The sequence below is a fragment of the Paenibacillus sp. Soil724D2 genome (genome assembly GCF_001427935.1).
GTDB lineage: Bacteria > Bacillota > Bacilli > Paenibacillales > NBRC-103111 > Paenibacillus_E.
Genome location: NZ_LMRY01000056.1, coordinates 249,613 through 276,098, shown reverse-complemented (window position 1 = coordinate 276,098; position 26,486 = coordinate 249,613). Strand labels below are relative to the sequence as shown.

General features: G+C 43.9%; 25 protein-coding genes. 14 read left to right on the top strand and 11 right to left on the bottom strand.

Going from position 1 to position 26,486, the window contains the following annotated elements:
• Positions 1–292: 292 nt before the first annotated feature.
• The gene (locus ASG85_RS31435; protein WP_162257298.1) at positions 293–901 is read right to left on the bottom strand and encodes a hypothetical protein; all 609 of its coding nucleotides are present in this window, start codon (positions 899–901) and stop codon (positions 293–295) included.
• Positions 902–1,313: 412 nt separating this feature from the next.
• On the opposite strand from ASG85_RS31435, the gene ASG85_RS31430 reads away from it, so the two are divergent.
• The 6 genes from ASG85_RS31430 to ASG85_RS31410 all read left to right on the top strand — a co-directional run bounded on the left by ASG85_RS31430 (position 1,314) and on the right by ASG85_RS31410 (position 7,881).
• Positions 1,314–2,216, top strand: a complete 903-nt coding sequence (locus ASG85_RS31430; RefSeq protein WP_060648859.1) for an NAD(P)/FAD-dependent oxidoreductase — start codon at positions 1,314–1,316, stop codon at positions 2,214–2,216.
• A 270-nt stretch (positions 2,217–2,486) separates the two neighbouring features.
• A complete protein-coding gene (gene gap / locus ASG85_RS31425) occupies positions 2,487–3,542 on the top strand; it encodes a type I glyceraldehyde-3-phosphate dehydrogenase (protein ID WP_060648858.1) in 1,056 nt (351 codons plus the stop codon).
• Positions 3,521–3,697 carry a GapA-binding peptide SR1P gene (locus tag ASG85_RS38355; RefSeq protein WP_156390228.1) on the top strand — a complete coding sequence of 59 codons (177 nt, stop codon included), beginning with the start codon at positions 3,521–3,523 and terminating at the stop codon, positions 3,695–3,697. The genes gap and ASG85_RS38355 overlap by 22 nt, the downstream gene beginning before the upstream one ends.
• Positions 3,697–6,378 carry a pyruvate, phosphate dikinase gene (gene ppdK, locus ASG85_RS31420; protein ID WP_060648857.1) on the top strand — a complete coding sequence of 894 codons (2,682 nt, stop codon included), beginning with the start codon at positions 3,697–3,699 and terminating at the stop codon, positions 6,376–6,378. Before ASG85_RS38355 ends, ppdK begins: the two co-directional genes overlap by 1 nt.
• Positions 6,379–6,458: 80 nt before the next feature.
• Positions 6,459–7,067, top strand: a complete 609-nt coding sequence (locus tag ASG85_RS31415; RefSeq protein ID WP_060648856.1) for a helix-turn-helix transcriptional regulator — start codon at positions 6,459–6,461, stop codon at positions 7,065–7,067.
• Between the two features lie 13 nt (positions 7,068–7,080).
• On the top strand, positions 7,081–7,881 hold the full coding sequence (locus ASG85_RS31410) for a pyruvate, water dikinase regulatory protein (protein WP_057306662.1): 801 nt from the start codon (positions 7,081–7,083) through the stop codon (positions 7,879–7,881).
• A gap of 83 nt (positions 7,882–7,964) precedes the next feature.
• On the opposite strand, the gene ASG85_RS31405 is transcribed toward ASG85_RS31410, so the two are convergent.
• A complete protein-coding gene (locus ASG85_RS31405; RefSeq protein WP_057306661.1) occupies positions 7,965–8,156 on the bottom strand; it encodes a hypothetical protein in 192 nt (63 codons plus the stop codon).
• A gap of 231 nt (positions 8,157–8,387) precedes the next feature.
• On the opposite strand from ASG85_RS31405, the gene ASG85_RS31400 reads away from it, so the two are divergent.
• The 5 genes from ASG85_RS31400 to ASG85_RS37395 all read left to right on the top strand — a co-directional run bounded on the left by ASG85_RS31400 (position 8,388) and on the right by ASG85_RS37395 (position 13,607).
• Positions 8,388–10,220 (top strand): assimilatory sulfite reductase (NADPH) flavoprotein subunit, encoded by a 1,833-nt coding sequence (locus tag ASG85_RS31400; RefSeq protein WP_060648855.1) that lies wholly within the window; start codon positions 8,388–8,390, stop codon positions 10,218–10,220.
• 38 nt (positions 10,221–10,258) lie between these two features.
• Positions 10,259–11,980 (top strand): assimilatory sulfite reductase (NADPH) hemoprotein subunit, encoded by a 1,722-nt coding sequence (gene cysI / locus ASG85_RS31395; RefSeq protein WP_057306659.1) that lies wholly within the window; start codon positions 10,259–10,261, stop codon positions 11,978–11,980.
• Positions 11,981–12,246: 266 nt separating this feature from the next.
• On the top strand, positions 12,247–12,576 hold the full coding sequence (locus ASG85_RS31390) for an ArsR/SmtB family transcription factor (protein ID WP_057306658.1): 330 nt from the start codon (positions 12,247–12,249) through the stop codon (positions 12,574–12,576).
• Between the two features lie 18 nt (positions 12,577–12,594).
• Positions 12,595–13,104, top strand: a complete 510-nt coding sequence (locus ASG85_RS31385) for an SRPBCC domain-containing protein (protein WP_060648854.1) — start codon at positions 12,595–12,597, stop codon at positions 13,102–13,104.
• A 353-nt stretch (positions 13,105–13,457) separates the two neighbouring features.
• On the top strand, positions 13,458–13,607 hold the full coding sequence (locus ASG85_RS37395) for an aspartyl-phosphate phosphatase Spo0E family protein (protein WP_082562532.1): 150 nt from the start codon (positions 13,458–13,460) through the stop codon (positions 13,605–13,607).
• A 102-nt stretch (positions 13,608–13,709) separates the two neighbouring features.
• On the opposite strand, the gene cydS is transcribed toward ASG85_RS37395, so the two are convergent.
• From cydS to ASG85_RS31350, 7 genes are all read right to left on the bottom strand, one after another.
• On the bottom strand, positions 13,710–13,814 hold the full coding sequence (cydS, locus tag ASG85_RS40025; RefSeq protein ID WP_414858804.1) for a cytochrome bd oxidase small subunit CydS: 105 nt from the start codon (positions 13,812–13,814) through the stop codon (positions 13,710–13,712).
• A gap of 5 nt (positions 13,815–13,819) precedes the next feature.
• Positions 13,820–14,851 carry a cytochrome d ubiquinol oxidase subunit II gene (locus tag ASG85_RS31380; RefSeq protein WP_057306656.1) on the bottom strand — a complete coding sequence of 344 codons (1,032 nt, stop codon included), beginning with the start codon at positions 14,849–14,851 and terminating at the stop codon, positions 13,820–13,822.
• Positions 14,848–16,191, bottom strand: a complete 1,344-nt coding sequence (locus ASG85_RS31375) for a cytochrome ubiquinol oxidase subunit I (protein ID WP_060648853.1) — start codon at positions 16,189–16,191, stop codon at positions 14,848–14,850. The genes ASG85_RS31380 and ASG85_RS31375 overlap by 4 nt, the downstream gene beginning before the upstream one ends.
• Positions 16,192–16,546: 355 nt before the next feature.
• Positions 16,547–16,759 (bottom strand): luciferase family protein, encoded by a 213-nt coding sequence (locus tag ASG85_RS37385; RefSeq protein WP_082588310.1) that lies wholly within the window; start codon positions 16,757–16,759, stop codon positions 16,547–16,549.
• A gap of 31 nt (positions 16,760–16,790) precedes the next feature.
• A complete protein-coding gene (locus tag ASG85_RS31360; protein ID WP_060648851.1) occupies positions 16,791–18,167 on the bottom strand; it encodes an MFS transporter in 1,377 nt (458 codons plus the stop codon).
• Between the two features lie 63 nt (positions 18,168–18,230).
• Complete coding sequence (locus ASG85_RS31355) at positions 18,231–18,800, bottom strand: TetR/AcrR family transcriptional regulator (RefSeq protein ID WP_057306651.1); 570 nt, start codon at positions 18,798–18,800, stop codon at positions 18,231–18,233.
• 156 nt (positions 18,801–18,956) lie between these two features.
• Positions 18,957–20,399: a PLP-dependent aminotransferase family protein gene (locus ASG85_RS31350; protein WP_060648850.1), complete on the bottom strand. Its 1,443-nt coding sequence runs from the start codon at positions 20,397–20,399 to the stop codon at positions 18,957–18,959.
• Positions 20,400–20,681: 282 nt separating this feature from the next.
• On the opposite strand from ASG85_RS31350, the gene ASG85_RS38910 reads away from it, so the two are divergent.
• On the top strand, positions 20,682–21,233 hold the full coding sequence (locus ASG85_RS38910; RefSeq protein WP_200961726.1) for a DUF6985 domain-containing protein: 552 nt from the start codon (positions 20,682–20,684) through the stop codon (positions 21,231–21,233).
• 171 nt (positions 21,234–21,404) lie between these two features.
• On the opposite strand, the gene ASG85_RS31340 is transcribed toward ASG85_RS38910, so the two are convergent.
• Positions 21,405–22,637, bottom strand: a complete 1,233-nt coding sequence (locus tag ASG85_RS31340) for a cysteine desulfurase (RefSeq protein ID WP_060648849.1) — start codon at positions 22,635–22,637, stop codon at positions 21,405–21,407.
• 116 nt (positions 22,638–22,753) lie between these two features.
• Here ASG85_RS31340 and ASG85_RS31335 point away from each other — a divergent pair, with 116 nt between their 5' ends.
• Positions 22,754–23,581 carry a LysR family transcriptional regulator gene (locus ASG85_RS31335; RefSeq protein ID WP_060648848.1) on the top strand — a complete coding sequence of 276 codons (828 nt, stop codon included), beginning with the start codon at positions 22,754–22,756 and terminating at the stop codon, positions 23,579–23,581.
• Positions 23,582–23,719: 138 nt separating this feature from the next.
• A complete protein-coding gene (locus ASG85_RS31330; RefSeq protein ID WP_082588309.1) occupies positions 23,720–24,907 on the top strand; it encodes a benzoate/H(+) symporter BenE family transporter in 1,188 nt (395 codons plus the stop codon).
• Positions 24,908–25,118: 211 nt separating this feature from the next.
• On the opposite strand, the gene ASG85_RS31325 is transcribed toward ASG85_RS31330, so the two are convergent.
• Positions 25,119–26,309, bottom strand: a complete 1,191-nt coding sequence (locus ASG85_RS31325) for an MFS transporter (protein WP_060648847.1) — start codon at positions 26,307–26,309, stop codon at positions 25,119–25,121.
• Positions 26,310–26,486 lie beyond the last annotated feature (177 nt).

Here is a 26,486-nt window from a genome sequence, read left to right as displayed (position 1 = left end):
GCAATTTCATTGGAATAGTTCCAATGAAATTGGCTTCCAGGCTATCAAATCCCCACTTCCATTGGAGTTAATCCAATGGAAGTAGGATTCATGCTTCGAATTCACAAAATGAAAACTGAATACAAGAACTTTGGCGATTTGGGACTCAAGTGGAGTAGCACAAACTGGCTCATTTGCAGGTACGTCTAACGAATTGAGCATAGCAGTAAAGAATAATGCCAAATAGACCAATCTAAGTTAATCAGACTTTAGATTGGTCTATTTTTGTTAGAATACATACCCCGTTCACGGGTCAGGATTGCACGTCAATGAGAGGCATTTTTCTTTGCTTCGCCTTGAAAGCAAGATAGATACTGGTTAGTATGGCACTTATGGTTCCACATATGATATCCGTCATCGTGTCGACCAAGCTTCCGTTTTGCGAATGAAGACCGAACAGACTATCCGTCGTATACTCATATATTTCCCAAACGCCGGCCATGGCGATGGAAAAGAAAAGGCAAAACCACACGGCAACTTTCGCATTCGGTACGGCTGCTTTCTCACCTTTACTTGCTTTCATATAAATCATTAAACCGACGAAGCAAAGGATCAAGCCTGAAAAGAGATGTTCAATTTTATCCAAGTAAGGGATAACTTTGTAAAATCCAAATTCGTTAGCCAAAAACATGGTGATAAAAATGAACAATAAGACGGAAAAGCGCAATGCTGCAAACATCGTGGTCTTTGTGATTTTGACCACGAAGCGAATGATCAGCAGCACAGCAACAATCAAAACGGCCTGAAACATTTTTGCTGGGATACCTTTCACCCAAAAATAAACGAAGCAGACTGCGGCAGTCGCATACATGGCCAGTTCGAAGAGGTCGTTCCATTTATCTTTGCGTTTTTCCATTTGCATCGCTATCACTCGCCTCGAATTCAGAAAATAGTCGTTTCTGTAAACATTAAACATTATATTTTACTCTTAAACAAGAAAGCACAATCATTGAGTGATAAATATTTGCATTATCACTTTCTATTATTGCCCGGGAAATGGCCAAGCATAGTCCCCGTCTCTCTATTTTCACCTTTTTTCGTATCCCAATATCCTTTCCGGGCGATTCTATTTGATCAAGTCCTTAAGAAGATGGCTATTCTTGACACATCTTAATTCAATGGATATTATAGATATATAAAGTCTATAATAGAATTTCGTTGATTTAGCTCACAAAGTTTACTTCAGTTTTAGATAAGTCGTTTTTTTAAAGTAATTATAGATATTGAGAGTCTGTTATAACCTTAATTCTAATTCTAAATAGGAGATGATCATCATGATTTATGATTGTGCCATTATTGGCGGAGGACCAGCGGGTTTGAATGCAGCACTGGTACTAGGAAGAGCAAGGAGAAGCGTGGCTTTGATTGACAATAATCAACCTAGAAATGCCGTAACACACGCATCCCATGGATTTATCACGAGAGATGGCATAGCACCGGCCGAGTTCCGACGTATTGCCTATGAAGAAGTGCTGCGTTATCCGTCAGTTAATCATTGGCAGACTGAAGTTACATCTGTTAACAGAACCGAATACGGTTTTGAGATGTTCACTTCAACAGGTGTTGGCGTTCAAGCGCGAAAACTGATTTTGGCTACGGGTGTGAAGGAGGTTTTTCCTGAGATCGAAGGCTTTTATCCGTTATATGGGAAAAGTTTATTTAATTGTCCTTATTGTGATGGCTGGGAGCTCCGGGATCAACCGCTTGTTGTTGTCTCCGAGTATCCGACTGCTTTCCATACGGCGAAACTTCTTCTGAATTGGAGTAAGGATGTGGTACTATGCACGAACGGTCAAGCGTCATTGTCGGAGCAGGAAAAAGAATGGCTTCACTCGAAGGGAGTTAAGGTCATGGAACAACCCATTGCGGCCTTTATCGGTCAAAATGGATTGCTTGAGCAGGTACGATTTACAGATGGTACTCATATCCTTAGAGCCGGTGGCTTCGTTACTCCTAAATTTGTGCAAAAAAGTTCATTTGGGGAAAGTTTGGGCTGCGAGATGACGGAATTAGGTGGAATTAGGACAGATGAGTTTGGAAGAAGTTCAGTTACGGGTTTATATGCCGCCGGGGATGCGTCGTATTTCATGCCTTCGCAGTTAATTTATGCCGCGGCCGATGGCAGCAAAGCAGCTGTGGGTGTGAGTATGGATTTGATGGAGGGATTCATAGAATGATTAATTGATGCTGTATTAACTACCGCCTTACGACTAACCATCGTAAGGCGGTTTTTTATTGTATAGGAAATTATGAAAGAAGCCGACCGTTAAGCGCCGAGGTCTTTTTGTGTCTTAAATATAACGTTATATATGACGTCATATATAAAATAAATCCCAAGAATAGTGATAAATAATGATATTTTTGTGAACTTAAAAATATATATTGTACATTATATAACCATATGATACATTTATGACATACTAAATAACGATTTAACGAATTGGAGGATGGAGATGCGAGTTGGAATTAGTGGTACAGGTAGAATCGGAAGGCTTTTTTTGAGAAAAGCATTATCCGAGAAGCAGCAGGAGTTTGAAATCAACGTGATCAACTCAACAAGCCCCATTCAAGTATTGGCCCATTTGTTGAAATATGATTCCGTTCATGGCACATGGGACGCGAAAATTGATGTGTTAAATGATAACTTAATGAGGATTAACGGAAAGCTGATTACCGTCATTTGTGAAAGAGAGCCGGATTTATTGCCGTGGGAGGATTATGGTGTTGAATTGGTTGTGGATGCAACCGGAAAGTTCAATCATCGGCATGGTGCTGAACGACATTTATTTGCTGGAGCCAAGAAGGTTTTGATTACAGCACCAGGGACGAACATGGACCTCACAGTTGTCATGGGTGTGAATGAAGAGAAGTATGATCCTAAGCAGCATCGCTTGGTATCTGCAGCTTCATGTACAACCAACTGTATCGCACCAGTGCTACATATCCTAGATGAAGCTTTTTCTGTTAAACAGGGTTGGATGACAACGGTTCATGCTTTTACGAATGATCAAAATCATATGGATAACCCGCATAAAGATCTTCGACGTGCGAGGGCATGCACCAATTCTATTATTCCGACTTCGACTGGCGTGGGTAAAGCACTTATCGATGTGATTCCTCATCTCGCATCCCAAATTCAAGGCGTGTCCGTCCGCGTCCCGACACAAGATGTTTCACTGTTAGACCTCCAAGTGGTGGTCGGCCGTAAAGTTAGCGTTGATGATGTGAAGTTCGCCATTAAAAAAGCGATTGCAGGGCAAATAGGATCCTTTGTTGACTACAATGAATTGCCGCTTGTTTCTGCGGATTATATAGGTAATGAGAAATCTGCCATCATAGACGGTCTTAGCATTATGACGCACGAAAACCAAATCAAGCTGCTGGCCTGGTATGACAACGAATGGGGTTACACAAACCGAGTCATTGATTTAGTAGCTCATATGTCACGTGCTGAAAGCACACAACTAAAGGGGGAAACGAAATGTCTAACACAAACCATGTAACATTGGCGGCCATTCATCGGTATGATCTGGGTGTTATCATTTGTAAATCATGTAATGAAGTGATTGCAACGTTACCTACGGACGGATATAAAAAATTCTATAGTTTGTGCAATTCAACCCTATGTATCGATAAAAATAAGGAGGCTAACAAATAATGACTCAGAAACAAGTGGTACCCTTTCAGGAGGGAAATGCTTCAATGAAAGCTTTACTGGGAGGAAAGGGGGCTAATCTTGCTGAGATGACAAGAGCCGGCCTTCCCGTACCACCGGGTTTCACCATTACAACTGAGGCCTGCTTAGCTTTTTTTAAGGTTGGCAATCGGATCTCAGAGGAACTGCTTGAACAAATTGCAGCAGCCCTTAAGCAGTTAGAGAAACAGAAGGGACAAACGTTCGGGGATGCGAACAATCCACTTCTTGTTTCCGTGCGGTCCGGTTCTGTCTCTTCGATGCCGGGTATGATGGATACCATTTTGAATCTCGGTCTCAACGACGTAACGGTTCAAGGGTTGGCTGCTCTTACGAACAATGAAAAGTTCGCTTATGATTGCTACCGTCGTTTGATGCAGATGTTTGGAAACGTGGTGCTTGGCATTGAAGGCTATCATTTCGAGCAGCTGCTGCACCGTTTGAAAGAGAAAGAAGGCGTCCATCAAGATCAGGATGTTACAGCTGACGGTTGGAAGGGTCTTATCGAAGATTACAAAAAGTGTATTATTTCAAAAACAGGTCAAGCTTTTCCTCAGCATGTCTATGAGCAGTTGCGATTAGCCGTTGAGGCTGTATTCAAGTCATGGAACAATCAAAGAGCCCAGATTTACCGCAAAATCAATCGGATTCCAGATGAACAGGGGACAGCTGTTAACATTCAGAGCATGGTATTTGGCAATATGGGCAGCAGCTGCGGTACAGGCGTTGTCTTTACGAGAAATCCATCCACGGGTGAGAATACATTTTTTGGTGAATACCTGATTAATGCACAAGGGGAAGATGTGGTTGCAGGTATCAGAACACCGCTGGCGATTGCCGCGCTGAAAAGCGAAATGCCTCAGATTTATGAGCAGCTGTTCACGGCATCCAAGCAGTTAGAGAAGCATTACAAAGATATGCAGGACATCGAGTTTACGGTTGAAAATAATAAGCTTTACCTGCTGCAAACGCGAAACGGGAAACGAAACGCCCAAGCTGCGCTCAAGATTGCTGTCGATTTGGTCCAAGAAGGTTTATTGACTAAGCAGGAAGCCGTTGAGCGCATCGAAGTGTCGCATCTTGATCAGCTGCTGCACAGAGGTATTGATGAAGAGGCTGTAAAGGATGTGTTGGCCAAAGGACTTCCTGCTTCGCCAGGCGCTGCGGTTGGACAGCTTGTGTTTGACGCAGACACGGCTGCAGAATGGAACCGCGCCGGCAAGACAGTTATTCTAGCAAGAAACGAAACAACACCCGAAGATATTCATGGCGTGATCGCATCGGAAGGAGTGCTCACGAGCCGCGGAGGAATGACGAGCCATGCCGCTGTTGTGGCAAGGGGAATGGGCAAACCATGCGTATGCGGCTGCGAAGAAGTGCGAATTGTGCTTGATGAGAAGCGGATGTTGGCGGGAAGCAGAGTCGTAGAAGAAGGCGATTGGATTACGCTCGACGGTGCAACCGGACGCGTAATTGTCGGGGCTATGCCATTGCGAGAAGCCAGGATGACGGATGAGCTTCTCGTCATGTTGAAGTGGGCGGATGAGATTCGTACGCTGAAGGTATACGCGAATGCAGACAATCCGGAAGATGCGAAAATTGCGAGACAATTAGGAGCCGAAGGGATTGGTTTATGCCGAACAGAGCATATGTTTTTCTCGCCAACTCGTCTACCTGTTGTTCAACGAATGATTTTGGCTGATGATAAAGAAGATCGCTTGCAGGCTCTTTCACAGCTGCTTCCCATGCAGCAGTCAGATTTTGAAGGCATGTTCGAGGAAATGGATGGCCTTCCGGTAACGATTCGGTTGCTGGATCCACCTTTGCATGAGTTTTTACCCAACCTTGAAGATCTGCAAAAAAGATATACGGAGCTGACTTACAATAAAAGTGTCTCAGACTTAGAAAGAGAAGAGATCGCTCACCTTCTCCGCAAAGTGCAGGGTCTCCATGAGGCTAACCCTATGCTCGGACAGCGGGGCTGCAGATTGGGAATTGTATATCCGGAAATTTACGATATGCAGATAGAGGCTATCTTCCGGGCAGCTTCAAGCTGTATCGACAGAGGCATCCGAGTTCTTCCGGAAATCATGATTCCGCTTGTAGGCCATGCCAATGAACTGAAAATTTTGCGAGAGCTTGTTGATTTTGTTGCGGAACAGGTGCTTGGGAAAGACAAACTTCGGGATTGTCCGTACAAAGTAGGGACCATGATCGAGGTTCCACGAGCGGCTCTAACTGCGCGCCAAATTGTGGCATATGCCGATTTCTTCTCTTTTGGCACCAATGATTTGACGCAAATGACGTATGGTTATAGCCGTGACGATGCGGAGGGTAAATTTCTAACCCACTATGTTGATCAGAAGCTTCTTCCGCATAATCCGTTTCAAGTGCTTGACACAGAAGGAGTCGGACAATTGATTGATTTGGCCGTGAATGCGGGCAGGCTCGTTAAGCCGTCCCTCAAAACGGGCATATGCGGGGAGCATGGCGGAGATAAAGAGTCGATTTTCTTTTGCCACTTGACCGGATTGGATTATGTTAGCTGTTCTCCTTACCGAATTCCTTTGGCTCGAATAGCTGCGGCACAAGCGTTCATCTTGCATGGTGTTATCGGTGAACAAAAGGTCGCTCAAGCCATATGATAACGCGAGAAAATCGGTTAAAATAGGGATGAACATGAAAGTTCGGGGAGGGAAATGCGATAGAACTTACATCCCGTCAAATGGAAATCATTGAACGTGTAAAAAAACATGCTCCGATTACCGGAGAAAACTTAGCAGAAATGCTCGGAATCGCCCGTCCTACCATTCGTTCCGACCTTGCCCTGCTTGTTATGCTAGGTTATTTGGATGCGAAGCCAAAGGTTGGTTATTTTCTCGGTAAAACGCTGGAGCGTGAAGAATCATCATACAAAAAACTTGATGGCATTTATGTTAAAGATGTTATGGGTTTACCTGTCGTTCTTCAAGAAACAGCTACGGTGAATGATGCCGTCGTCTCACTGTTTCTTGAGAATGTGGGTACTCTGATGATTGTGAGCAGTAATCGGGCATTAGTTGGTATTGTATCTAGAAAAGATTTGTTAAAAGTAACGTTAGGCAATGCGGGTGCTCCTTCCATGCCGATAAGTCTTGTGATGACGAGACACCCGAACATCGTTACCGTAAGTCCGGAGGACCACGTCATTGATGCGGCGCGCAAAATGATTCATCATCAAGTTGACAGTCTGCCCGTTGTGAGTTTGGACTCTGAACAAGACCAGTATGGCGTTATTGGACGAATAACGAAAACAACCATGACCAAATTAATGTTGGAACTAGCTGCGAATTAGGAGGTATTCACGGGTGGAGGAGAAAGTCCATACGATATTCGTTTGCTCAGACTCGGTTGGGGAAACGGCAAACACGGTTGTTCAAGCGACAATTCGTCAGTTTAACGCCAGTCAAGTTCATGTAAGGCGTTTTGGAACTATGCGTACGGAGGAAGAAATCCGAAGTATGATGGAGGAAGCTTCGCGACTTGGCAGTTTTGTTGTTTATACGCTCGTTCTTCCGGAATTAAGAGAGATGATGCGTCAAGAAGCGATTCGCCTAAACGTGACTAGCATTGATGTCCTAGGTCCTGTCATGCAAGCTTTCATCGATACGTTTAATGATTCTCCCAAAAGGAAAGCAGGGTTGCTGCACCAAATGGATGAAGATTATTATAAGCGCGTCGAAGCGATCGAATTTGCTGTAAAAAGCGATGACGGAAAAGACACAAGCGCTCTAAAACAAGCTCATATTGTTTTGTTGGGCGTTTCAAGGACGTCGAAAACACCGCTAAGTATTTATTTGGCGCATAAAGGATACAAAGTTGCCAACTATCCTTTGGTGCCGGAAGTAAAGCCGCCTCAAGGGTTGTTTACGCTTAACAAAAGCAAAATGATCGGATTGACGATGAGCGCTGAGCAGCTTGTGAAGATCCGTACGGAACGGCTGAAAGCAGTTGGGCTGCCATTTGGCGCTAAATATTCGGCATTAGAAAGAGTGGCGGAAGAGCTGGAGTATGCATTCGGCTTGTATAAGCAGCTTGGATGTACCGTGATCGATGTCACAGAAAAAGCTATTGAGGAAACGGCTGGTATCATACTGGACGCCATGTAACTGCGAATCTTGGCTTAATAATAACATGCGAAACGAACGTTAGAAGCAATTCTAGAGGTTCGTTTTTTTGCTATTTTTTTGGCTTATTTCCGGTCGTTTGGCCGTCGATTTAAGCCGCTTAAGCTGATCGGTTTTTCAATTTCCGCATAGTTATCATCGATATCACTACGAATCGAATTCAGTAGATGAAGAGCGTGGCTTCTTTCTTCATACTCAGGAATCAATTGGATCAGTTCTTCCAATCGTTTTAATCTCGTTTCTGTTACAAATCTCATTAGCGAAGCTCCCTTGCTTAATTCCTGTATCCTATACTATTCGTCTATGACTGTTTATATCGGTCTGTACTTTTCTGGGGTTTTACCCCTTTATCAGTATTACTGATAGATCATATAAGATCATTCTAATTGACCTATTTCGACATACATGATAGTTTCAAGAGAGTGAAAATAATGCGAAAATGTATAATAGGAAATAATATCATTGCAGGCTATGAGAGGTGGATATTCTTGGTACTTCAAGTAACAAACAGTCCTTTTAATCAGGAACAAGTAGAATTACTTAATCGATTACTTCCTACACTAACGGAATCACAACGAATTTGGCTGAACGGGTATCTTGCAGCACTTCAGGGATCGGCTGTCGTGACGACTTCTGGTGCAGCTCCTGTAGCTCCCTTAGCGACTTTGGCGGCGAATGCGCCGGTAATCTCTAAAGAGGTGACCGTACTCTTCGGATCACAGACGGGTAAAGCTCAAGGATTAGCGAAGAAAATGTCCAAAAAGCTAGAAGAGCAAGGTTTTCAGGTAACAGTCTCCTCGATGGCTGACTTCAAACCTAACAATTTGAAAAAGATTCAAAACTTGCTTGTGCTAGTGAGTACCCACGGAGAAGGAGATCCACCGGATAACGCTATATCCTTCCATGAATTCCTTCATAGCAAGAGAGCTCCTAAATTAGAGGAACTGCGGTTTTCCGTGCTTTCACTTGGAGATACATCTTACGAGCTTTTCTGCCAAACAGGCAAGGATTTCGACAAACGTCTGGAAGAGCTTGGCGGCAAACGCCTTGCGCCGCGTGTCGACTGTGACGTGGATTTCGATGAGCCAGCTGCAGAGTGGATGAGTTCCGTTATGAGCTCTTTAAGTGAAGCTTCAATGGGCTCGACTGTTGTGAGTGGCGTTGGAGCAGCAGTTGAAAGCGGTACTGAATCGGAATATTCCAGAACAAATCCATTCCAAGCCGAGGTTCTTGAGAATTTGAATCTGAATGGCCGTGGATCGGACCGCGAAACCCGCCACATTGAGATCTCCTTGGAGGGATCCAATCTTCAGTATGAACCGGGTGATTGCTTAGGTATCTATCCGGAGAACCACCCGCGCCTTGTAGATGAATTGATCGAAGCCATGGGTTGGAAAGCTGAGGAACTCGTTACTATTAATAAGAACGGCGAGAAGCGTTCATTGCGCGAAGCGCTGCTTCACAATTATGAAATTACTGTACTGACAAAACCGTTGTTGGAACAAGTGGCAAAGCTTACTTCAAGCAATGGGCTGCAAGAGCTGTTGGCTGCAGGACGTGAGCAAGATTTTAAATCATATATCAGTGGGCGGGATTTATTAGATTTGGTGCAGGATTACTCCCTTAAGGGCGTACCTGCAGGCGAATTCGTAGCGATCCTTCGGAAGATGCCTGCTCGACTGTACTCAATCGCGAGCAGTTCCAAAGCTTTCCCGGATGAGGTTCACGTTACCGTCCGTACGGTGCGTTACGAGACTCAAGGTAGAGAACGTTATGGCGTGTGCTCTGTGCAGCTCGCTGAGCGAATCAAGTCTGGCGAAACGCTGCCGGTTTACATTCAAAACAACCCGAATTTCAAGCTTCCCGAGAACTCGGAAACTCCTATCATTATGATCGGACCTGGCACGGGCGTCGCTCCGTTCAGAGCCTTTCTCGGAGAAAGAGAAGAGACAGGGGCCGAAGGCAAATCATGGCTCTTCTACGGTGATCAGCACTTCTCCACAGATTTCCTTTATCAGATTGAATGGCAGAAGTGGCTTAAGGATGGCGTGTTGACGCGCATGGATGTTGCGTTCTCCCGCGACACCGACCAGAAAGTATATGTGCAGCATCGGATGCTTGAGAAGAGCGCGGAGCTTTATAAATGGCTTCAAGAAGGGGCAATCGTGTACGTATGTGGTGACGAAAAGAAAATGGCACACGACGTTCATGCGACCCTAGCAACAATTATTGAACAAGAGGGCGGTTTCAGCTCGGAGGAAGCAGCGGAGTATTTGACCCGTATGCAACAGCAAAAACGTTATCAGAGGGATGTTTACTAAGTTCAGATCCCAAAGATCGCGAGAGGAGAAAGGCCAATATGTCAGAAAACAATTTACTTTCAAAGAACAGTGCGCCGCACAGCGAAGTAGAACACATTAAAATGAGAACCAACTACTTGCGGGGGAGTCTCGAAGAGACGCTGATAGACGCAATTACGGGGTCCATCCCCGAGGATGATAACCGGCTGATGAAGTTTCACGGAAGCTATATGCAGGATGACAGGGATCTGCGCAACGAGCGGCAAAAGCAGAAGCTGGAGCCAGCCTATCAGTTCATGCTGCGTGTGCGTGCTGCTGGCGGAGTCGTTACACCAGAGCAATGGTTGATGATGGATCAGGTCGCACAAAAGTATGCTAACGGAACTATCCGTTTGACGACTCGTCAATCTTTTCAGCTTCACGGCGTGTTGAAGTGGAATTTGAAGAAGACGATCCGTGAAGTCAATGATTCGTTGTTAAGTACATTAGCCGCGTGCGGTGACGTTAACCGAAATGTCATGTGTAATCCGAATCCTTACCAGTCGGATGTTCATGCCGAAGTATACGAATGGGCCTGCCGCGTTAGCAACCATCTTGATCCACAGACCAAAGCCTATCACGAGATCTGGCTTGACGGCGAAAAGGTAGTGGATAGCCAAGATGGCGTAGAGCAAGAGCCGATCTATGGAAAGGTGTATTTGCCGCGTAAGTTCAAAATCGGTATTGCAGTACCGCCTTCCAATGATGTGGATGTCTTCTCACAAGATCTGGGTTTCATTGCTATTGTTGAAGATGGACGTCTCATAGGCTTCAATGTATCCGTCGGTGGCGGCATGGGGATGAGCCATGGCGATCCGTTAACTTACCCGCAAGTAGCCCAAGTGATCGGATTCATCACGCCGGATCAAATGGTTGATTTGGCAGAGAAGACAGTTACGATTCAACGGGATTATGGTGATCGTTCTGTGCGGAAACATGCACGTTTTAAATATACGATTGATGACCGCGGCATTGATTGGTTCGTTGGTGAACTAACCGCTCGTTTAGGTTGGAAGCTCGAAGCGGCGCGTCCATACCATTTTGATCATAATGGAGATCGCTATGGCTGGGTTAAGGGAACTAACGGGAAATGGCATTTCAACCTGTTTATTCAAAACGGTCGTGTTAAAGACGAAGATAACTACCTGCTGATGACTGGACTTCGTGAAATTGCCAAAGTGCACACCGGGGACTTCAGACTTACGGCGAACCAGAATCTGGTGATCGGTAATGTAAGCACTCAGAAGAAGAAAAAGATCGAAGAGCTGATCAAAGAATACGGTCTTACGGACGGGCTTCAGTACTCCGCATTGCGCAGAAGCTCTATGGCCTGCGTGTCTCTGCCAACTTGCGGTATGGCGATGGCTGAGGCTGAGCGTTACCTTCCTGACTTAATGGATAAAATCGAGCCGATGTTGGAAGAAGCCGGTTTGAGTGATAAAGAGATCGTCATTCGCATGACCGGTTGTCCGAATGGATGCGCCCGTCCAATGTTAGCGGAAATCGCGTTCATTGGTAAGGCACCAGGCAAATACAACATGTATTTGGGCGGCGGACATTCCGGAAACCGACTGAACAAGCTGTATAAGGAAAACATCGGCGAAGTGGAGATTCTCGAGTCACTGCGGCCGATTGTTAATCAATACGCGAAGGAACGACAAGAAAACGAGCATTTTGGCGATTTTGTCATTCGCGCCGGTTATGTCAAAGAAGTTCGTTCCGGACAAGATTTTCATTCGTAAAAAGATGGTTAAGCTAGTTCAACAGCTTTCCGGAAATTATCGGAAATAGAAAGAAGTGCGTTCACTTAGACGCACTTCTTTTTTTTCTCTGTTTTATGGTTGATTTTACGCCACCGAATCTTGCTCGAGAATACTTACAAATCAATTTGAGAATATTCCTTGACAGGAATATTCTCATTGAGGTATATTGTTATTAGAAATAAGGAAACTTCCTAACGAAATGAGGTGGCCGGACTTGACTAGAACTGGAACTGGAAATCATCATCATGGATAATACAACATTTAACGCACTGGCCGAACCCAACCGTTTACGCATTGTTGAGCTCCTGTTAGATGGTCCCTTAACTGTAGGGGATATCGCCGATGGCCTTGGGCTTCGCCAGCCTCAAGCCTCGAAGCATCTTCGTGTTCTTCTCGAGGCCGGACTTGTGGAGGTGCAGGCTGTCGCCAATCGCCGGAACTACAAACTTCGTTTGGAACCATTTCAAGAACTGGACACCTGGCTTAAAACCTACCGGAGTGTCTGGGATGAACGACTTGACGTACTGGAGAATTACCTCCAGAAGCTGCGAAACAAAGAAAACAAACAAAACTAAATTGTAGGAGGAATTTCAATGTCAAACCAAATGATTACCAAGGTAGAGGGTCAGGAACTAATTTTGGAGCGTGTTTTTAACGCGCCACGTGAGCTTGTATTCAAAGCATTCTCCGAGGCCGAGCATCTAAAACATTGGTGGGGACCTCGCGGCTGGACGCTTACAGTTTGTAACGTCGATTTTCGTCCGGGCGGTATCTGGCATTATTGCATGAAGTGTATCGATCAGAACCAAGGAGATTTTTACGGATACGAATCTTGGGGCAAAGCAGTCTATGATGAAATCGTTGAATCTGAGAAAATTGTTTACGTTGATTACTTCTCGGATGCCGAAGGGAATGAAACGGAGGGGATGCCGTCATCTCACATAACGATGACTTTTGTAGAGCATGAAGGCAAGACGAAGCTTGTCAGCCGCTCAAAATACGCTTCACCTGAAGCGCTCAAAACCGTCATGGAAATGGGCATGGAGCAAGGTATTACTGAAACTTGGGATCGTCTCTCCGAGCATCTGCAATCCATTCAATAATCTCGTATCACGAAGCCGTCCGGCATAGAGCTGGCGGCTTATTTTTTTGATATCTGTTTGACAACAATTTGGTCTTTTTATAGGTGTAGAGCTACTTTAGGCTGGATTGTTGTGCTTTTTACAACTTTCGCGCGGATAAAGCGAAATAAAGCTTGTCTATTGTTGCATTAAGTACAACTTTGTCGTTCTAACCGATATGATGGCGTAAAAAAACAAAATCATTATTCGACACTGAAATAATATTTCACAAATTTGTCATAAAGTTTATCGACCCCATCATTACCTTTTTCTGCGTCCTGTTTTATAATAGGTATACAAACCATCATTGAACAGAATTGGTGTGAATAATTGATATGGAACTACTATTATTAGAAAAAATCGAAGCTTTACGCATTGAAATGGTAGAAGAGGCGTATTTACGCGGAAGTTTCACGCATGAGAAAGTAGTAGATCTTAGTCAAAAATTAGATCAATATATTGTTAACTTTCAAGAGTTAAAATGATATTACCTTCATAGAGAATAGACCAGAGGATTGTAACTGAAATCCTCTTTTTGCTATTTGAGATCAATGTAGCTTGTGTCCAGGGCAGGGCATAAATTTCGGTTATTCAGGAAACTTATCCTGCCCTTTTGAGAACATCAGAAACAAAATCCCGATTGAAAAAGCTACAAGCAATAAAGGCGCAATCATAAGCAAAAAGAAATCCATAATCATCACCCTTTCTTGGAGGGATTCCCTCGCACATATTCAGCGTCGAACAGGAACAGTCGCATCAGTAGTACAAGTGATGGAATAAGCAGACATAATCCAGCAAGGAAAACGACAATTAGGGAGATAGCCATAGCATCGTTCGTGAAATTTTGATGAATGGTAATAAATGGGTAAAGGATATACGGCAAGTGTGAAGCTCCATATCCGAAGAAGGCAAAAGCGAATTGCAGCATGACAAGAATAAATGCCCAGCCAAAGTTTTTTCGTTTAAAAATCAGATAGACGGCTGCTATGAAGCATAGTAACGAAGCAACGAACATCCAAGAAAGATCAAGCATAGCCTTAAAATGCTCCGGATTGTGCCAACGAATAGCGAAAAAAACAAATATACTGCACACGATTGTTGGCGGACTCCAGCCTAGTGCGTAGCTTCGGACGATTTCAAGTGCTTCGTAATCCTGGGCTTTGTTGGCATAGTAGGAAAGAAACATCGCAGAAATGTACAAAACGCTAACAAGTGCAAGCAGCACAACCGACCAGGAATAGGAGCTTGTGAAGAGCTTGCTAAAGTGTAAAATAACCTTGCCATTCTCCTCTGTCATATAACCTCCCTCTGATATTGTCAGGACGGTTGATAAGGAAGCGGGAATGAGGAGGCCGGTTGCTCCGTACAAAAATGTATACAAGTGGCTTTGTTTTTGCATTTGTCCATAAATACTAAAAGCATAGTAAGAGCCGCGTATCGCAAGTAGAACAATCGCGATGCTGCCAGGCACCAAAAGGGCTGTTCCAAAGTAATACGAGCTATCCGGAAAGAAGCCGACTATGCCGACAAAGAAGAAAACGAGGAAAACATTCGTTACTTCCCATACGGGAGATAGATAACGTTTGATGATGTTTTCAACGAGATGTTTTTTTCCGGTAGCGTAGGAGTAATAACTAAAGAAGCCTGCTCCGAAATCAATGGAAGCTACGATCAGATACCCATACAGAAATATCCATAGTACTGTAATGCCGATTAACTCGTATTTCATTGTTTAGGTCCCCCCTCAATACCTCTGCTCTTGAGTTCTTCTTGTACATCGCTGTTCATGAACATTCTCCTAAGTACTTTGATCAAAGTGAACCCAATAGCTACATATAGAATGCAGAACAAAAGAAGCATCAAATCCACATGTGTAGAAGTAGTCGCTCCATGAGCGGTCTTCATATATCCTCGAAGTATCCAAGGCTGTCTGCCTACCTCTGCATATATCCAACCCATTTCTATCCCCAAAATGGCAAGTGGACCCGAAAGGACGACCAACCTCAACAGCCAACTTGGATATTGGACACTTTTTAATTTGTAAACCATCCAAACAGATACCATAGCAAGTACCGTAAGGAAGATGCCTATCGTGACCATCGAATCAAAGTAATAATGAACAATAAGTGGGGGACGCTCAGTAACAGGTGTTTCATTTAAGCCCTGAACTTCGGAATTCGGGTTATCGTGAGCTAGAATGCTAAGTGCGAATGGGATTTTCAACCCGTATTTAATCTGATGATCTTCTGTTAAAATCCCTCCTATAACAAGCGGCACCTGTCTAGCTGTCTCGAAATGCCATTCAGCGGCAGCCAGCTTCTCGGGTTGGTATTTGGCCAAAAATTTCCCGGAAAGATCTCCGATCAGTGCAGTTGTAATCGAAAAAAAAAGAGCAGCGACCATCGTTAGCTTGAGCGCTTTACGATGATAGAGCGAATTGCGCTTCTTAAGCAAAGCAGCGCCGGCTATAGCCGCAAGGACGAAGGCGCTAGTCATATAGGCAGAAGAAAGCACATGTGCTACCTTCGTTGGCGTAGCGGGATTGAACATAGCTATAAGCGGCTCAATGTCTGTAATGGAACCGTTGTTCAGCTTAAAGCCCTGCGGGGTATTCATAAATGCGTTAACGGTTGTGATAAAAAAAGCAGACGCTGAAGATCCGAGCATAACGGGAATACATAGCAAGAAATGAGTGATGGGCTTGCGGAATCGATCCCAAGTGTATAGATAGATGCCTAAGAAGATAGCTTCAAAGAAAAAGGCGAAGGTCTCCATAAACAAAGGTAAAGCAATCGCTTGGCCGGCAACGCGCATAAAGCTCGGCCAAAGCAAGCTGAGCTGGAGACCTATTGCGGTTCCTGTGACAACACCAACAGCAACGGTTATGACGAAACCGCGGGCCCAGCGCCGCGCAAGAAGCAGGTAGTAAGGATCATTTCGCTTAATGCCAGACCACTCGGCGAATGAGATCATGATTGGAATTCCGACACCTACGGTAGCGAAGATAATATGGAAGGCGAATGTGAGCTCAGTGAGCATTCGGCTGTAAAGCACGGAATCATAAGTCATAGGTGATGTACTCCTTTTCAGCTTGGAAATTGCTTGGGAATGTAGTTATTACGAATACGCGATCATCTGCCGGAGCCAGGAAAGAAGCATGAGAGAAGCGACAATGATACAGAGCCATATTAACCATTTCTCTTGCTTTTTGTACTTATCTATATGATCACCTACTGTAGTGGTCAGAATGAATGGCCTTATTAGAATGCCAATATTATGAAATTTTACTCTACGTACTTGATTGCCAATCCGACATTTTTGTGAACAGTAAACCCTCCCGATATTCATGCAGGAAAACCCTCTGGCATAATGCCTGAGGGTTCTCCATCGAATACCAAACTAATATGGAGTGTTCTTATTATCACTACATATGGTGGGGTTGCGCACGCCCTGAAACTATAAGCTGATCGCGAAACGATTTTGGCATGAGCAAGTCGACTAGATGATCTCCATGTAGATGACCAATTTCTTTTCCGATAAACAGAAATTCAATCCCTCCGAAACGGTGTGGTTGCTGAGTTACTTCTGGCCATGATAGCAATTGATCGATAATAATTTGCCTCACATTACCATTCATCTTTATGTTCCCTCCCTAATCACTGATTTGTTCAGTGTTCTATTGCAACGCTTGGTTTCTTAGTACGGAATTGTAAATGGTAGAAGAACAAGATCCCCACATGTATTGCGGCAAGAACGAGATAAAAATTGCTGAATAGGTAGCTGTTCGGATCGATATTTAATGGATTCCAATGAACAGAGGGACCCTGTGCAACCACAATACCGTAAACGCCAGCAGCTATTCCTTGAGCTATAAAACTGACCATCGAGAATAGCCCCATGCCCACTCCAACCTGATCTTTGGGCAATGACCTTGAAATGGAATTGGACATTGCGATCTGCAAGAAAGATTGGCCTACGTTACCGAAAATCAAAAAGAATGAAATCCATAGCGGCGAGATTCCTGCAAAGTTGGACAACAAGACAAAACAGGTAATTAAAGAACCGGAAGCAACTGAGAACAGATAGGAATTGCCTTTCAAGTCCGCCAGCTTCCCGCCTTTTCTCCCCAGAAGTGCTGAGGCTGCAGCCGCAGGGACCATGGCGAAACCGATCCAATTGGAACCAAGATGATAAACTTGCGAAAACAGGATCGGAGTCAAAAAATACAAGGAGATGCCTATGCCGCTGATGAGAAACGCCAGTGTTATTGCGATAGTATACTTCTTGTTACGAAACAATTGAGGTTGGATAAAAGGTTCTTCTGCGGTTCGAATTCGTACAATGAAGAGGAGTAAGGTCGCTAATCCGATCACCAAATACCACCAGGTTCGATTCGTGACCCCTAGCAGAAGCAGCGCAATGGACGCGGCGAGCAAGCTTCCGCCAAGCCAATCGAATTTGCGCGGAGCTTGTTTCACTTCATGCTCAAAATATTTTCGATACAGCGGCAGCAATAATAAAATCAATAGGGAAGGCAGAAACAGCCATCTCCAATTCGCAAAGCTGACGATAGTAGCGGAAATAACAGGCGCAAGAGCGCTACCGAGCGCAAGCCCGACGGCTGTCATGCTTAATGCGGAGCCTCTTTTCTCAGGCGCAAAATACCGTACAGGGATAATCAGCGCAATGGCGGGAATAGCTGCAGCCCCCGCAGATTGCAGACACCTTCCGAGTAATGCGAACCAGAATGTTTGGGAAACGAGCCCCATGAGAGAACCTGCGGCAAACAACGTCAAACCGAACGTCAATAGGCTCTTCAGTTGGAATCTGTCCGCCAGCTTCCCATACGTTACGGTTCCAAAGGCGTAGATCAGCGTATAGGCGGAGGACAGCCAGCTCACCTGAGCAAGGGTAAGATGAAACTCCTCGCTAATTTGCGGAAGCACAACGTTAAACATTAGGGCGCTCATCGATGACATCATAACGGTAAACATCAATAATCGCATCAAGATAGGACCTTTTTGCAGCATGGTTTCAGAATTCATGGTTCATCGCTCCTTTTTGGTTATGAATGCAAGTACATGCTTGCATTATGGTTTATAAAAAAGCTAGGGAGTTAATGCCCTAGCGAATAACCGCACACCTTCTTCAATAAATTCGTCCAAATCTATGGGGGAAAAATTGCTATTGAACGCACCATGATTCATCAACATGAAAGCATATGCCTGTATGTCAGGTTTTGAAGTGATCACTTTACCTTGCTCAGACATGGAAATCAAATAATTCGTTAAAAGCTTCCTAAGCTCCTGAGGATGACGGTGGGCCTCCTGATATACTTCTGGAGGGAGACTGCTGCTTCCTTTTTGAATGATCTGAAACAGTTTTCTATTCCGATTCATGAGATAATGATACTTTCGGCTGATAATAAGAAGGTCCTCATGCAGCTCGCCTGTCAAAGATTCGTTAAAAAGCTTTGTCATCTCTAAGGCATAGTGATAACGGTTGAAGGCAGCCGCTAACAATTTCTCTTTCGTTCCGAAATGGCGAAATAACGTGACTTCGTTCACTCCGGCAGCAGCAGCGATTTCCTTAGTTGTCGTACCGTCATACCCTTTTTCTGCCATGAGATCGATTGTTGCTAACAGAAGTTTATCACTGGTGCTTAGATTATTGCTCATTGATCTACCCTTCTTTAATGCAAGTACTTACTTACATTATTCATTGTATGATAGTTATGCTGCAATGTCAAGGACTGGAAGAACACATTTTTAAGTCGGTATAATAATAAGCTGCCCTTTCTATGTAAATAGAGAAGGGCAGCTCTCACAATCCTATTAACATTTCTGTGTTAATGCATGAAAAGCCTGAGCTAGTTTGGATATACCAGGAGCGATCTCATCCATAGAGGGACGAGCAAAGCTTAATCTCAGATGTCCAGGCTCAGAGCCAAATACCGTTCCTGGCATAAATACAACCCCTCGTTTGATCGCTTCCTCCAATAACTTCTGATCGTCAAGCTTTTCCTTGATCGTGCACCATATATTGAGACCTCCTCTAGCTGGGGTAAAGCTGATTTGGTCGGGTAACTCTTGCTGAAGGGATCGAATCATAAGATGCTGCTTCAGAGAAAGGGAGTCTCTTAGGAAGAGCGTATGTTGATCAAACAACTCAGATCCCAGAAATTTATTAGCAAGCCATTGTGGGACAATGCTTAGGCCAAAGTCCATTTGCTGGCGAGCATCGGCTAATCGTTGTACGACAGCCTGGGGAGCTACCAACCAGCCGATCCGTAATCCTGAAGCTGCAACCTTGGATAAGGAACCGACATAGAGTACGGAACCGTGAGTATCGATGGATTTCAACGTATCAGGAGGACAATGATCAAAGGAAGTAAGGCTGAAAGGATCATCTTCTACGATGGGTATACCGAGTTCAGCAGCTATCTTCAGCAAAGCCTCTCTTTTAGATGCATGAAGGATCGTCCCTGTCGGGTTCTGATAGTTCGGGTTCAAAAAAATCATACGAATGCGATGTTGGCGGTACAAGCTCATAATGTCTTCGGGTTCGATGCCATCTTCTTTTACGGGTAAGCGAAAAATACGGAGCCCGGCAGATTGGAACATGGATAAAGAATAGTAATAAGACGGATCTTCAATGGCAACCGCATCCCCAGGAGCTAACAAACATTGCATAATCAAATGCAGAGATTGTTGTGAGCCGGACGTTATAAGGATGGAAGCCTCTGTCGCTCGAATCCGTAATCTTTCTTCCAGAAATCCTACAAGAGTCTCTCTAAGCGGCAAATACCCACTCGGATCGTCATATCCTAAGTAGGCTTCGAAAGGAATGTCCTTCATTATTTGCTTAATCGCATCATTGGGGAATAAGTCGGCAGATAACTCGCCACTAGCAAAGTCAATGATTGATTCTCGCTCACGTAGAACCTCGCGTACCCGGCGGATATATGGAAGATTGGGGGCAAATGTGCCTCCTTCTACATATTGACGCCAATTGGGTGTTAAATTAGGCCTAATACCCCAAATATGGTTGCTGACCATGGTACCGCTTCCGCTTATACTTTCGACTATTCCTCTTGCACGTAATTCCTCATAGGCTTGTACGACGGTGCTTCGGTTTACTTCCAGTCGTTCAGCAAGCTTACGTTCAGAAGGCAAGAAACTTCCGGGCGGATATTCGCCATGTAGGATACTCCTCTCCATCTCATCTGAGATCTGTTGATAGAGAGGTTTTTTACTTGTTCGGTCAGGTTTGCGCATGTATACCACCATCTTTGAGAAATATCCATTTATTCCATAGTATAATACAGTTCACGAATTCGTTGTTGAACTCTCGCGTAGAATATTTGACAAACTCGCTAATCTTTTAAGAATGGCGGGAATAAAATTTGCAAGAATGAATAAAAGGTTTGGTTATTATTCACGTAATAATTGAAAAATATGCCAACAACCTCATTTTCATTAAGTTTCAACAAAGTCACAGGAGATTGGACATTATTGTCGAAATGGTATGCGTTTTGGAAATAAATACGGAGTAAAGGAATGAAGTGGAAAATGACGATTAAAATACCTAACATCTCACTTGGAGAATATGGATATGAGGGCACTATTACTCTAGACGCTTGGAGGGGCTTTCTTACAAAAAAGAACGGGGCATTCGGCCTATATTTCGGTGGAGATATGGTAATAGACAATCCTACAATTGAAGATGAACACATTGCAGCATATCGTTATATTGTCGATAACCAATATGCAATTAGAGATGCAGTTCTTGAAGCGCTGTTGAAAAATTATAAAGATTTGCAGGAACATTACGGCTATGAAGATGAAGAGGCAGAGCAATATATGCCGGATGTAAATGAAATGGGTGACTTTAAAAAGTTAATTGGTTTAATAAATGTACATGTAATGAATGTGTATAAAAATGGAATGGCATATTTCGGTTTAGAATTCGATTGTACCTGGGATGAGGAACATGGATTTGGAGTAATGATGTATAAGGACAACGTTGTTGAGTTGGGAGGTGCAAACAAGTCAATTTTGACATGGGTTGCTGAACGGGCTAAGAATGAAATAGGTAATAATCTTGACTAGGTCATAATTTTTGAAACAATTTAAAGATAATGCCCTCACGTTCCGCTAATTCAATGTTTAGTTTCATCCACTTTAGCAGCTTGTCGTTCCGTTAAGACCCACAAGGACTTCCCCTTATTGGCTGAAGTCCTTATGGATACGTGTAACCCTCTTTAAGGAACTATATCATTGTCATTGAGATACATAACTGAAATAAGATATGGCCCTCTTTAAACCTTTTACGAGAGCATCAATATCTTCTTCTGTATTGTAAATATAAAAACTCGCACGCGCTGTGGATGAAACGTTAAGCCATCTCATCAAAGGCTGACAGCAGTGATGGCCCGCTCGAATAGCAATTCCTTCGGAATCCAGAACGGTTGCGAGATCATGAGGATGCACGTCCGACACATTAAAGGTGACTAAGCCGCTTCTTAGTTCTGGCTGCCTTGGGCCATAGATCGATATTTCTTCAATCAATGAAAGCTGCTCTAATGCATAGTTAACCAGTTGATTCTCATGATGACGAATGTTAGTTAACCCGATTTGCTGCAGGAAATCGATTGCGGCTCCAAGCCCTATAGCGCCTGCAATATTCGGCGTTCCTCCTTCAAACTTCCAGGGAAGCTCCTTCCAAGAAGATTCGTATAAATCCACGTGATCGATCATTTCTCCGCCATATTCATAAGGCGTCATTTTTTCCAAGAGGGCTCTTTTGCCATACAGAACACCTATGCCGGTTGGGCCAGCCATCTTATGACCGGAAAAGGCCATAAAGTCACAATCCAAATCTTGAACATCCAACTGAAGATGTGGGGCGCTTTGAGCCGCATCAACGCATATTACGGCCCCGTGTCGGTGGGCAATTGCCGCAATCTGTTTCACCGGATGAATAGTTCCCATGACGTTGGAAACATGGGTTATGGATACGAACTTGGTTTTCGAAGTGATAGCTTCCTCTACATCCTCTAACCGAATGGTGCCATCAGGTTGGATGGGAATATAGCGAAGCGTTGCGCCTGTTTTTTTAGCTGCCTGCTGCCAAGGGATGAGATTGCTGTGATGCTCCATTAAGGTAATCAAGATTTCATCGCCTTCTTGTAGAAACTCTCTCACATAACATTGCGCGACTAGATTCAATGATGCTGTAGTTCCGCGAGTGAACACGACCTCTGCTGACTCCTTGGCATGGATAAACGATTTGACTTTATCTCTGGCATTCTCAAATGCATCCGTAGCTAATGAACCTAATGTATGTGCACCGCGATGAACGTTGGAATTGTAATGCGTATAATAATCTCGTAATGCTTCAATGACAGCATAGGGCTTCTGGGATGTGGCTGAACTATCTAAATAGACTAGAGGATGTCCATTAACTTGCTGCTTCAAAATCGGAAATTGATCTCTTATTTCTTGGATATTCATGGAGAAAACACGTCCTTTCAAAAGATTGACTATAGAATGACATGATTTGATCTATAATACAAATACTATTAATATTATATAATCATAATAATTTAGTTATATATTTGGGGGCGCTTATGAATACTAAACACTTGTCCTTGTTCATGCAAGTTATTAAGAAGGGGAGTATTACTCAAGTTGCAAAGGAAACCTATGTGAGCCAACCTGCGATTTCCATGCAGCTCAAGCGTTTGGAGCAGGAAGTAGGAGTTCCCCTGTTTACGGTGGTTGGCCGGGATATCGCGGTGACGGATGCAGGACTTACTTTGATGGAGTATGCAGAGACCATGCTGTCCTTGGAAGGGCAGATTTATCGGGCCATGGAGGAATATCGGCTAGGGAATCGAGGCAAAATCATTGTAGCTGCCTCCCATGTAGTCGCCGCTTATTTGTTACCGAAAATCATGTATTCGTTTATTCAAACCTATTCCGATATTACAGTAGAACTGCAAACAAGAACGGATGAGGAAATTGAGAGATTAGTCAGAATGGGCAGCATTGATATAGGATTGACGCTGCAGCCGCCAGACGACCATTTTTCATTTCGAGTCACGCCATTCGCTCAGGAGCGACTGATGGGTATTCAACCTTCGTTGTCATGTCATTGCCGAATGTTGATCGTTCCTCGAGATGTTGCATCCTTACCTATAAACGATACATGGGATATGGAGATCATGCATCTCGATTCCACCGAAACCGTTAAACAATTTGTCATGCAAGGGATGGGGTACGGAGTGATCCTAGAATCTGCAGCTAGTTTAGAGCTATCTTGCGGGAAGCTGCTGCCTTGGACAACGTTCACACCAATACCTGTTGTAGCGAGTGTTATTACAAGGCCTGCCGAGCGTTTGTCCAATAGTGTTTGGTATTTCTTGAATCATTTAAGAAATGAAGTAGACGGATGAGTCGAGAAAGTATGGCGGGATTGGTTGGGAAAGAAATCTCATAAATGGTTGGTTACTTCCCTTCGAGGCTAAGCTACTATTATGTAAATGAGTAGTCAGCTTCTCATAAAAAATACAAGATGATAGAATGGGGAGTATATGTCAGCTCTGAATACACAAAACCTATCGACTGGCGTTATGTCTGCGTTGATGGCCTGCACGAGTGGCGCCATCATGATCATAAATTGTGCTCAAACAGCGGGGTTCAGCCGCTCGCAGCTGATATCCTGGTTGTTCTGTGTCTACTGCTTAGGCGGTATTCTAAATTTGGTATTGACGTGGAAATACAAGATCCCTTTTGCCGGGGCACACTCGATCACGGCTGTTGCTTTTCTAAGCACAGTTGTCGATCAATTTACTTTGAATGAATTGGCAGCCGGTTTCATTATGGCGGGGGGACTTATCGCTGTATTCGGCTTTACGGGATTATTCAGTAAAGCGTTGGATTTCATCCCAAAGCCTTTTATTGATGCAATGCTAGCCGGTCTGGTTCTTCAATATGTGGTGAATATCATTCCCTCATTAAAGGAATCACCTCTTATAGGCGGAATGGCCATTTTAGGTTTTTTTATCGCACCCCAAATTTCGAAATCAATCCCTCCGTTACTAGGGGTGATACTCTTTGGCGTCTTGGGGCTTTTCATGGGGTATGATTTTCCGGCAGTATCGGAGGCTGCTGAGTTTGCCTTACCTCAAATCATTATTCCTTCCTTCACCGTTCACAGTTTCTTATCGATTGCAATTCCGATTGCCGTATTGATTTTGACCAATGATATTGCAGTGGCTTTAGCTGCTTTGAAGAAAAACGATTATCAGCCTCCCGTTAACCAGACGCTTGTGCTTTCAGGGATTGGCACGCTTATTGCCGGTTTTTTTGGAGGCCATGCGGTGAACATTGGGGGGATGATGACAGCGCTATGCAGCAGTAAGGAAGCAGGTCCGAAAGAAAATCGGATAGGTGCAGCACTAGTTTCCGGAGGACTTGTCACTTTATTCGGTTTATTTGCATGGAAGGTCATTGTGTTTATTGAAATGCTCCCTTCCGCTTTTATTACGATGTTATCAGGATTTGCCCTCCTGGCTGTATTGTTAAATAGCATGCAAACAGCATTCTCGGAGTCGTCTTATCGATACTCGACCTTGTTTGCTTTTCTAATCGCTATATCCAACGTCTCATTTATTGGGGTATCCGCACCTGTATGGTCTTTGTTGGTAGGGATCCTTTCTGCGCAAATTTTCGGTGAAGGAAAGTTCAATAAGAGAACAGTACGGGGAGAGCAGACTTAACCCCTCAACTAAAATTTTAGAGATGCGATCCCAACATTGAAATATTCCGAAGCTGATTTGGATGATTATAATCGGATTACGACGCAAATCAATACATACGTGGATGAAATGCTTAGCAAGTTAACAGAAATATACAGAACTAGCGAAGTAAGAATGTCGAGGATAGCAAATAGCGCATTTTACCGTGATGAACGGTGGGATGCGCTGTTTGCTATCTTCCTAAAGATCCAGATTTCAAAATTCTCTTCTCCTTATAAAGCACATTCATAATAATGAATAGCGCAACCATCACCAATGTGATTGGTATGATAAAAATAGTTGGCGATATACCTAGAATCAATACGGGCAGTAAGTAGCCGATAAGTGATGCTGTTTGGGAAATAAAAAGGTACAAACTAGCCCCAAAGCCTGTGTGGTTGATAAACATGCGCTGAACATAACCCATTGCTACGCCATATAAAATGGAAATGGATAAAGAATAAACAGGCTGGACCGTAAAAAACAGCGCTAAAGGAGAAGACAGTGTATACACGATATAAGTGACGAGCGCACATATGCCGCCTAATACCATGATGGATTTGCTCCCGATCTTGGCTGCCCAATAACCTGTCAAGGTCATGAATAGCAGTTCAAAAACAGCCTGACCGCTCCACAAATACGACATAAGATCTGGCCTTCCGAACCTTTCATTAAAAACTAATGGTAAGTACAATCCACGGATGGCATCTGCACATAAAAGCATCAATAGTGCTATTAGCATGGCCAAAGAGAACGGTTCACCGGCCTTGATAGCTGCTGTTTCGGCCGCTCCTTTAACTTCGTTATAAAACAACAGCAGAAAGAAGAGACCAGCAAATCCTGCGACATTGCCCCAAAGAACTCCTCGGAATCCTGTAATCAGATACAGATTAGCTCCGAACAGCAAGCCCATAAAAAAACCAACACTATACCCGGCACGAAGCCAAAGCATCGCTATTTCCATAATGGATTCGGCTTGTTTCTTGAAATGATTACGGGCCATAGCAAAAAGTTGCCCCATGATCAATCCAGATGGGCCCACGGCAATAGACATACCAGCCAGGGCTTCCATATAGCTGTCAGCATGCATATAGAGGATGAGCCCGCTTGCGCAAATTACAGCAGCAATCATCGGAATTGGTTTTTTCCTCTTAAGCCTGTCACTGACAATGCCGACGGATAAAGTAATGACCATATTCAGAAATAATGAAATAGAGAAAATGGACGCGATTTCGCCTTTAGACAAACCAAGATGATCCTTCAAATATACCGCATTCATAGGAGCTAGTATGCCAGTTCCGATTCCATAAATAACGATAGCTAACAGAAGATATCCGGCTCCCTTAATACGCAGAAATAATTTGATATCTGATTTCAATTGCATGAGCTACGTCCTTTCATTGTTAGGCATTATTTATAGAATAGCGCAGCGATGCGGAATTAGGAATAGAGAATGGCAAAATTGCAGAAAAGTCAGAAATTGCAGAATCCTCACGCATTCGGTGTGTTATAATGAACCCACTTTACGTAGATTCAACAAGGTAAAAGAGGAGATGACCTC

Bases quoted from the DNA above. Each gene is read 5' to 3' on its own strand.
- ASG85_RS31435 (WP_162257298.1), bottom strand. From the start codon at position 901: ATGCAAATGGAAAAACGCAAAGATAAATGGAACGACCTCTTCGAACTG.
- ASG85_RS31430 (WP_060648859.1), top strand. From the start codon at position 1,314: ATGATTTATGATTGTGCCATTATTGGCGGAGGACCAGCGGGTTTGAAT.
- gap (WP_060648858.1), top strand. From the start codon at position 2,487: ATGGAGATGCGAGTTGGAATTAGTGGTACAGGTAGAATCGGAAGGCTT.
- ASG85_RS38355 (WP_156390228.1), top strand. From the start codon at position 3,521: ATGTCTAACACAAACCATGTAACATTGGCGGCCATTCATCGGTATGAT.
- ppdK (WP_060648857.1), top strand. From the start codon at position 3,697: ATGACTCAGAAACAAGTGGTACCCTTTCAGGAGGGAAATGCTTCAATG.
- ASG85_RS31415 (WP_060648856.1), top strand. From the start codon at position 6,459: ATGGAAATCATTGAACGTGTAAAAAAACATGCTCCGATTACCGGAGAA.
- ASG85_RS31405 (WP_057306661.1), bottom strand. From the start codon at position 8,156: ATGAGATTTGTAACAGAAACGAGATTAAAACGATTGGAAGAACTGATC.
- cysI (WP_057306659.1), top strand. From the start codon at position 10,259: ATGTCAGAAAACAATTTACTTTCAAAGAACAGTGCGCCGCACAGCGAA.
- ASG85_RS31390 (WP_057306658.1), top strand. From the start codon at position 12,247: ATGGATAATACAACATTTAACGCACTGGCCGAACCCAACCGTTTACGC.
- ASG85_RS31385 (WP_060648854.1), top strand. From the start codon at position 12,595: ATGTCAAACCAAATGATTACCAAGGTAGAGGGTCAGGAACTAATTTTG.
- ASG85_RS37395 (WP_082562532.1), top strand. From the start codon at position 13,458: ATGGAACTACTATTATTAGAAAAAATCGAAGCTTTACGCATTGAAATG.
- cydS (WP_414858804.1), bottom strand. From the start codon at position 13,814: ATGGATTTCTTTTTGCTTATGATTGCGCCTTTATTGCTTGTAGCTTTT.
- ASG85_RS31380 (WP_057306656.1), bottom strand. From the start codon at position 14,851: ATGAAATACGAGTTAATCGGCATTACAGTACTATGGATATTTCTGTAT.
- ASG85_RS31375 (WP_060648853.1), bottom strand. From the start codon at position 16,191: ATGACTTATGATTCCGTGCTTTACAGCCGAATGCTCACTGAGCTCACA.
- ASG85_RS37385 (WP_082588310.1), bottom strand. From the start codon at position 16,759: ATGAATGGTAATGTGAGGCAAATTATTATCGATCAATTGCTATCATGG.
- ASG85_RS31360 (WP_060648851.1), bottom strand. From the start codon at position 18,167: ATGAATTCTGAAACCATGCTGCAAAAAGGTCCTATCTTGATGCGATTA.
- ASG85_RS31355 (WP_057306651.1), bottom strand. From the start codon at position 18,800: ATGAGCAATAATCTAAGCACCAGTGATAAACTTCTGTTAGCAACAATC.
- ASG85_RS31350 (WP_060648850.1), bottom strand. From the start codon at position 20,399: ATGCGCAAACCTGACCGAACAAGTAAAAAACCTCTCTATCAACAGATC.
- ASG85_RS38910 (WP_200961726.1), top strand. From the start codon at position 20,682: ATGAAGTGGAAAATGACGATTAAAATACCTAACATCTCACTTGGAGAA.
- ASG85_RS31340 (WP_060648849.1), bottom strand. From the start codon at position 22,637: ATGAATATCCAAGAAATAAGAGATCAATTTCCGATTTTGAAGCAGCAA.
- ASG85_RS31335 (WP_060648848.1), top strand. From the start codon at position 22,754: ATGAATACTAAACACTTGTCCTTGTTCATGCAAGTTATTAAGAAGGGG.
- ASG85_RS31330 (WP_082588309.1), top strand. From the start codon at position 23,720: ATGTCAGCTCTGAATACACAAAACCTATCGACTGGCGTTATGTCTGCG.
- ASG85_RS31325 (WP_060648847.1), bottom strand. From the start codon at position 26,309: ATGCAATTGAAATCAGATATCAAATTATTTCTGCGTATTAAGGGAGCC.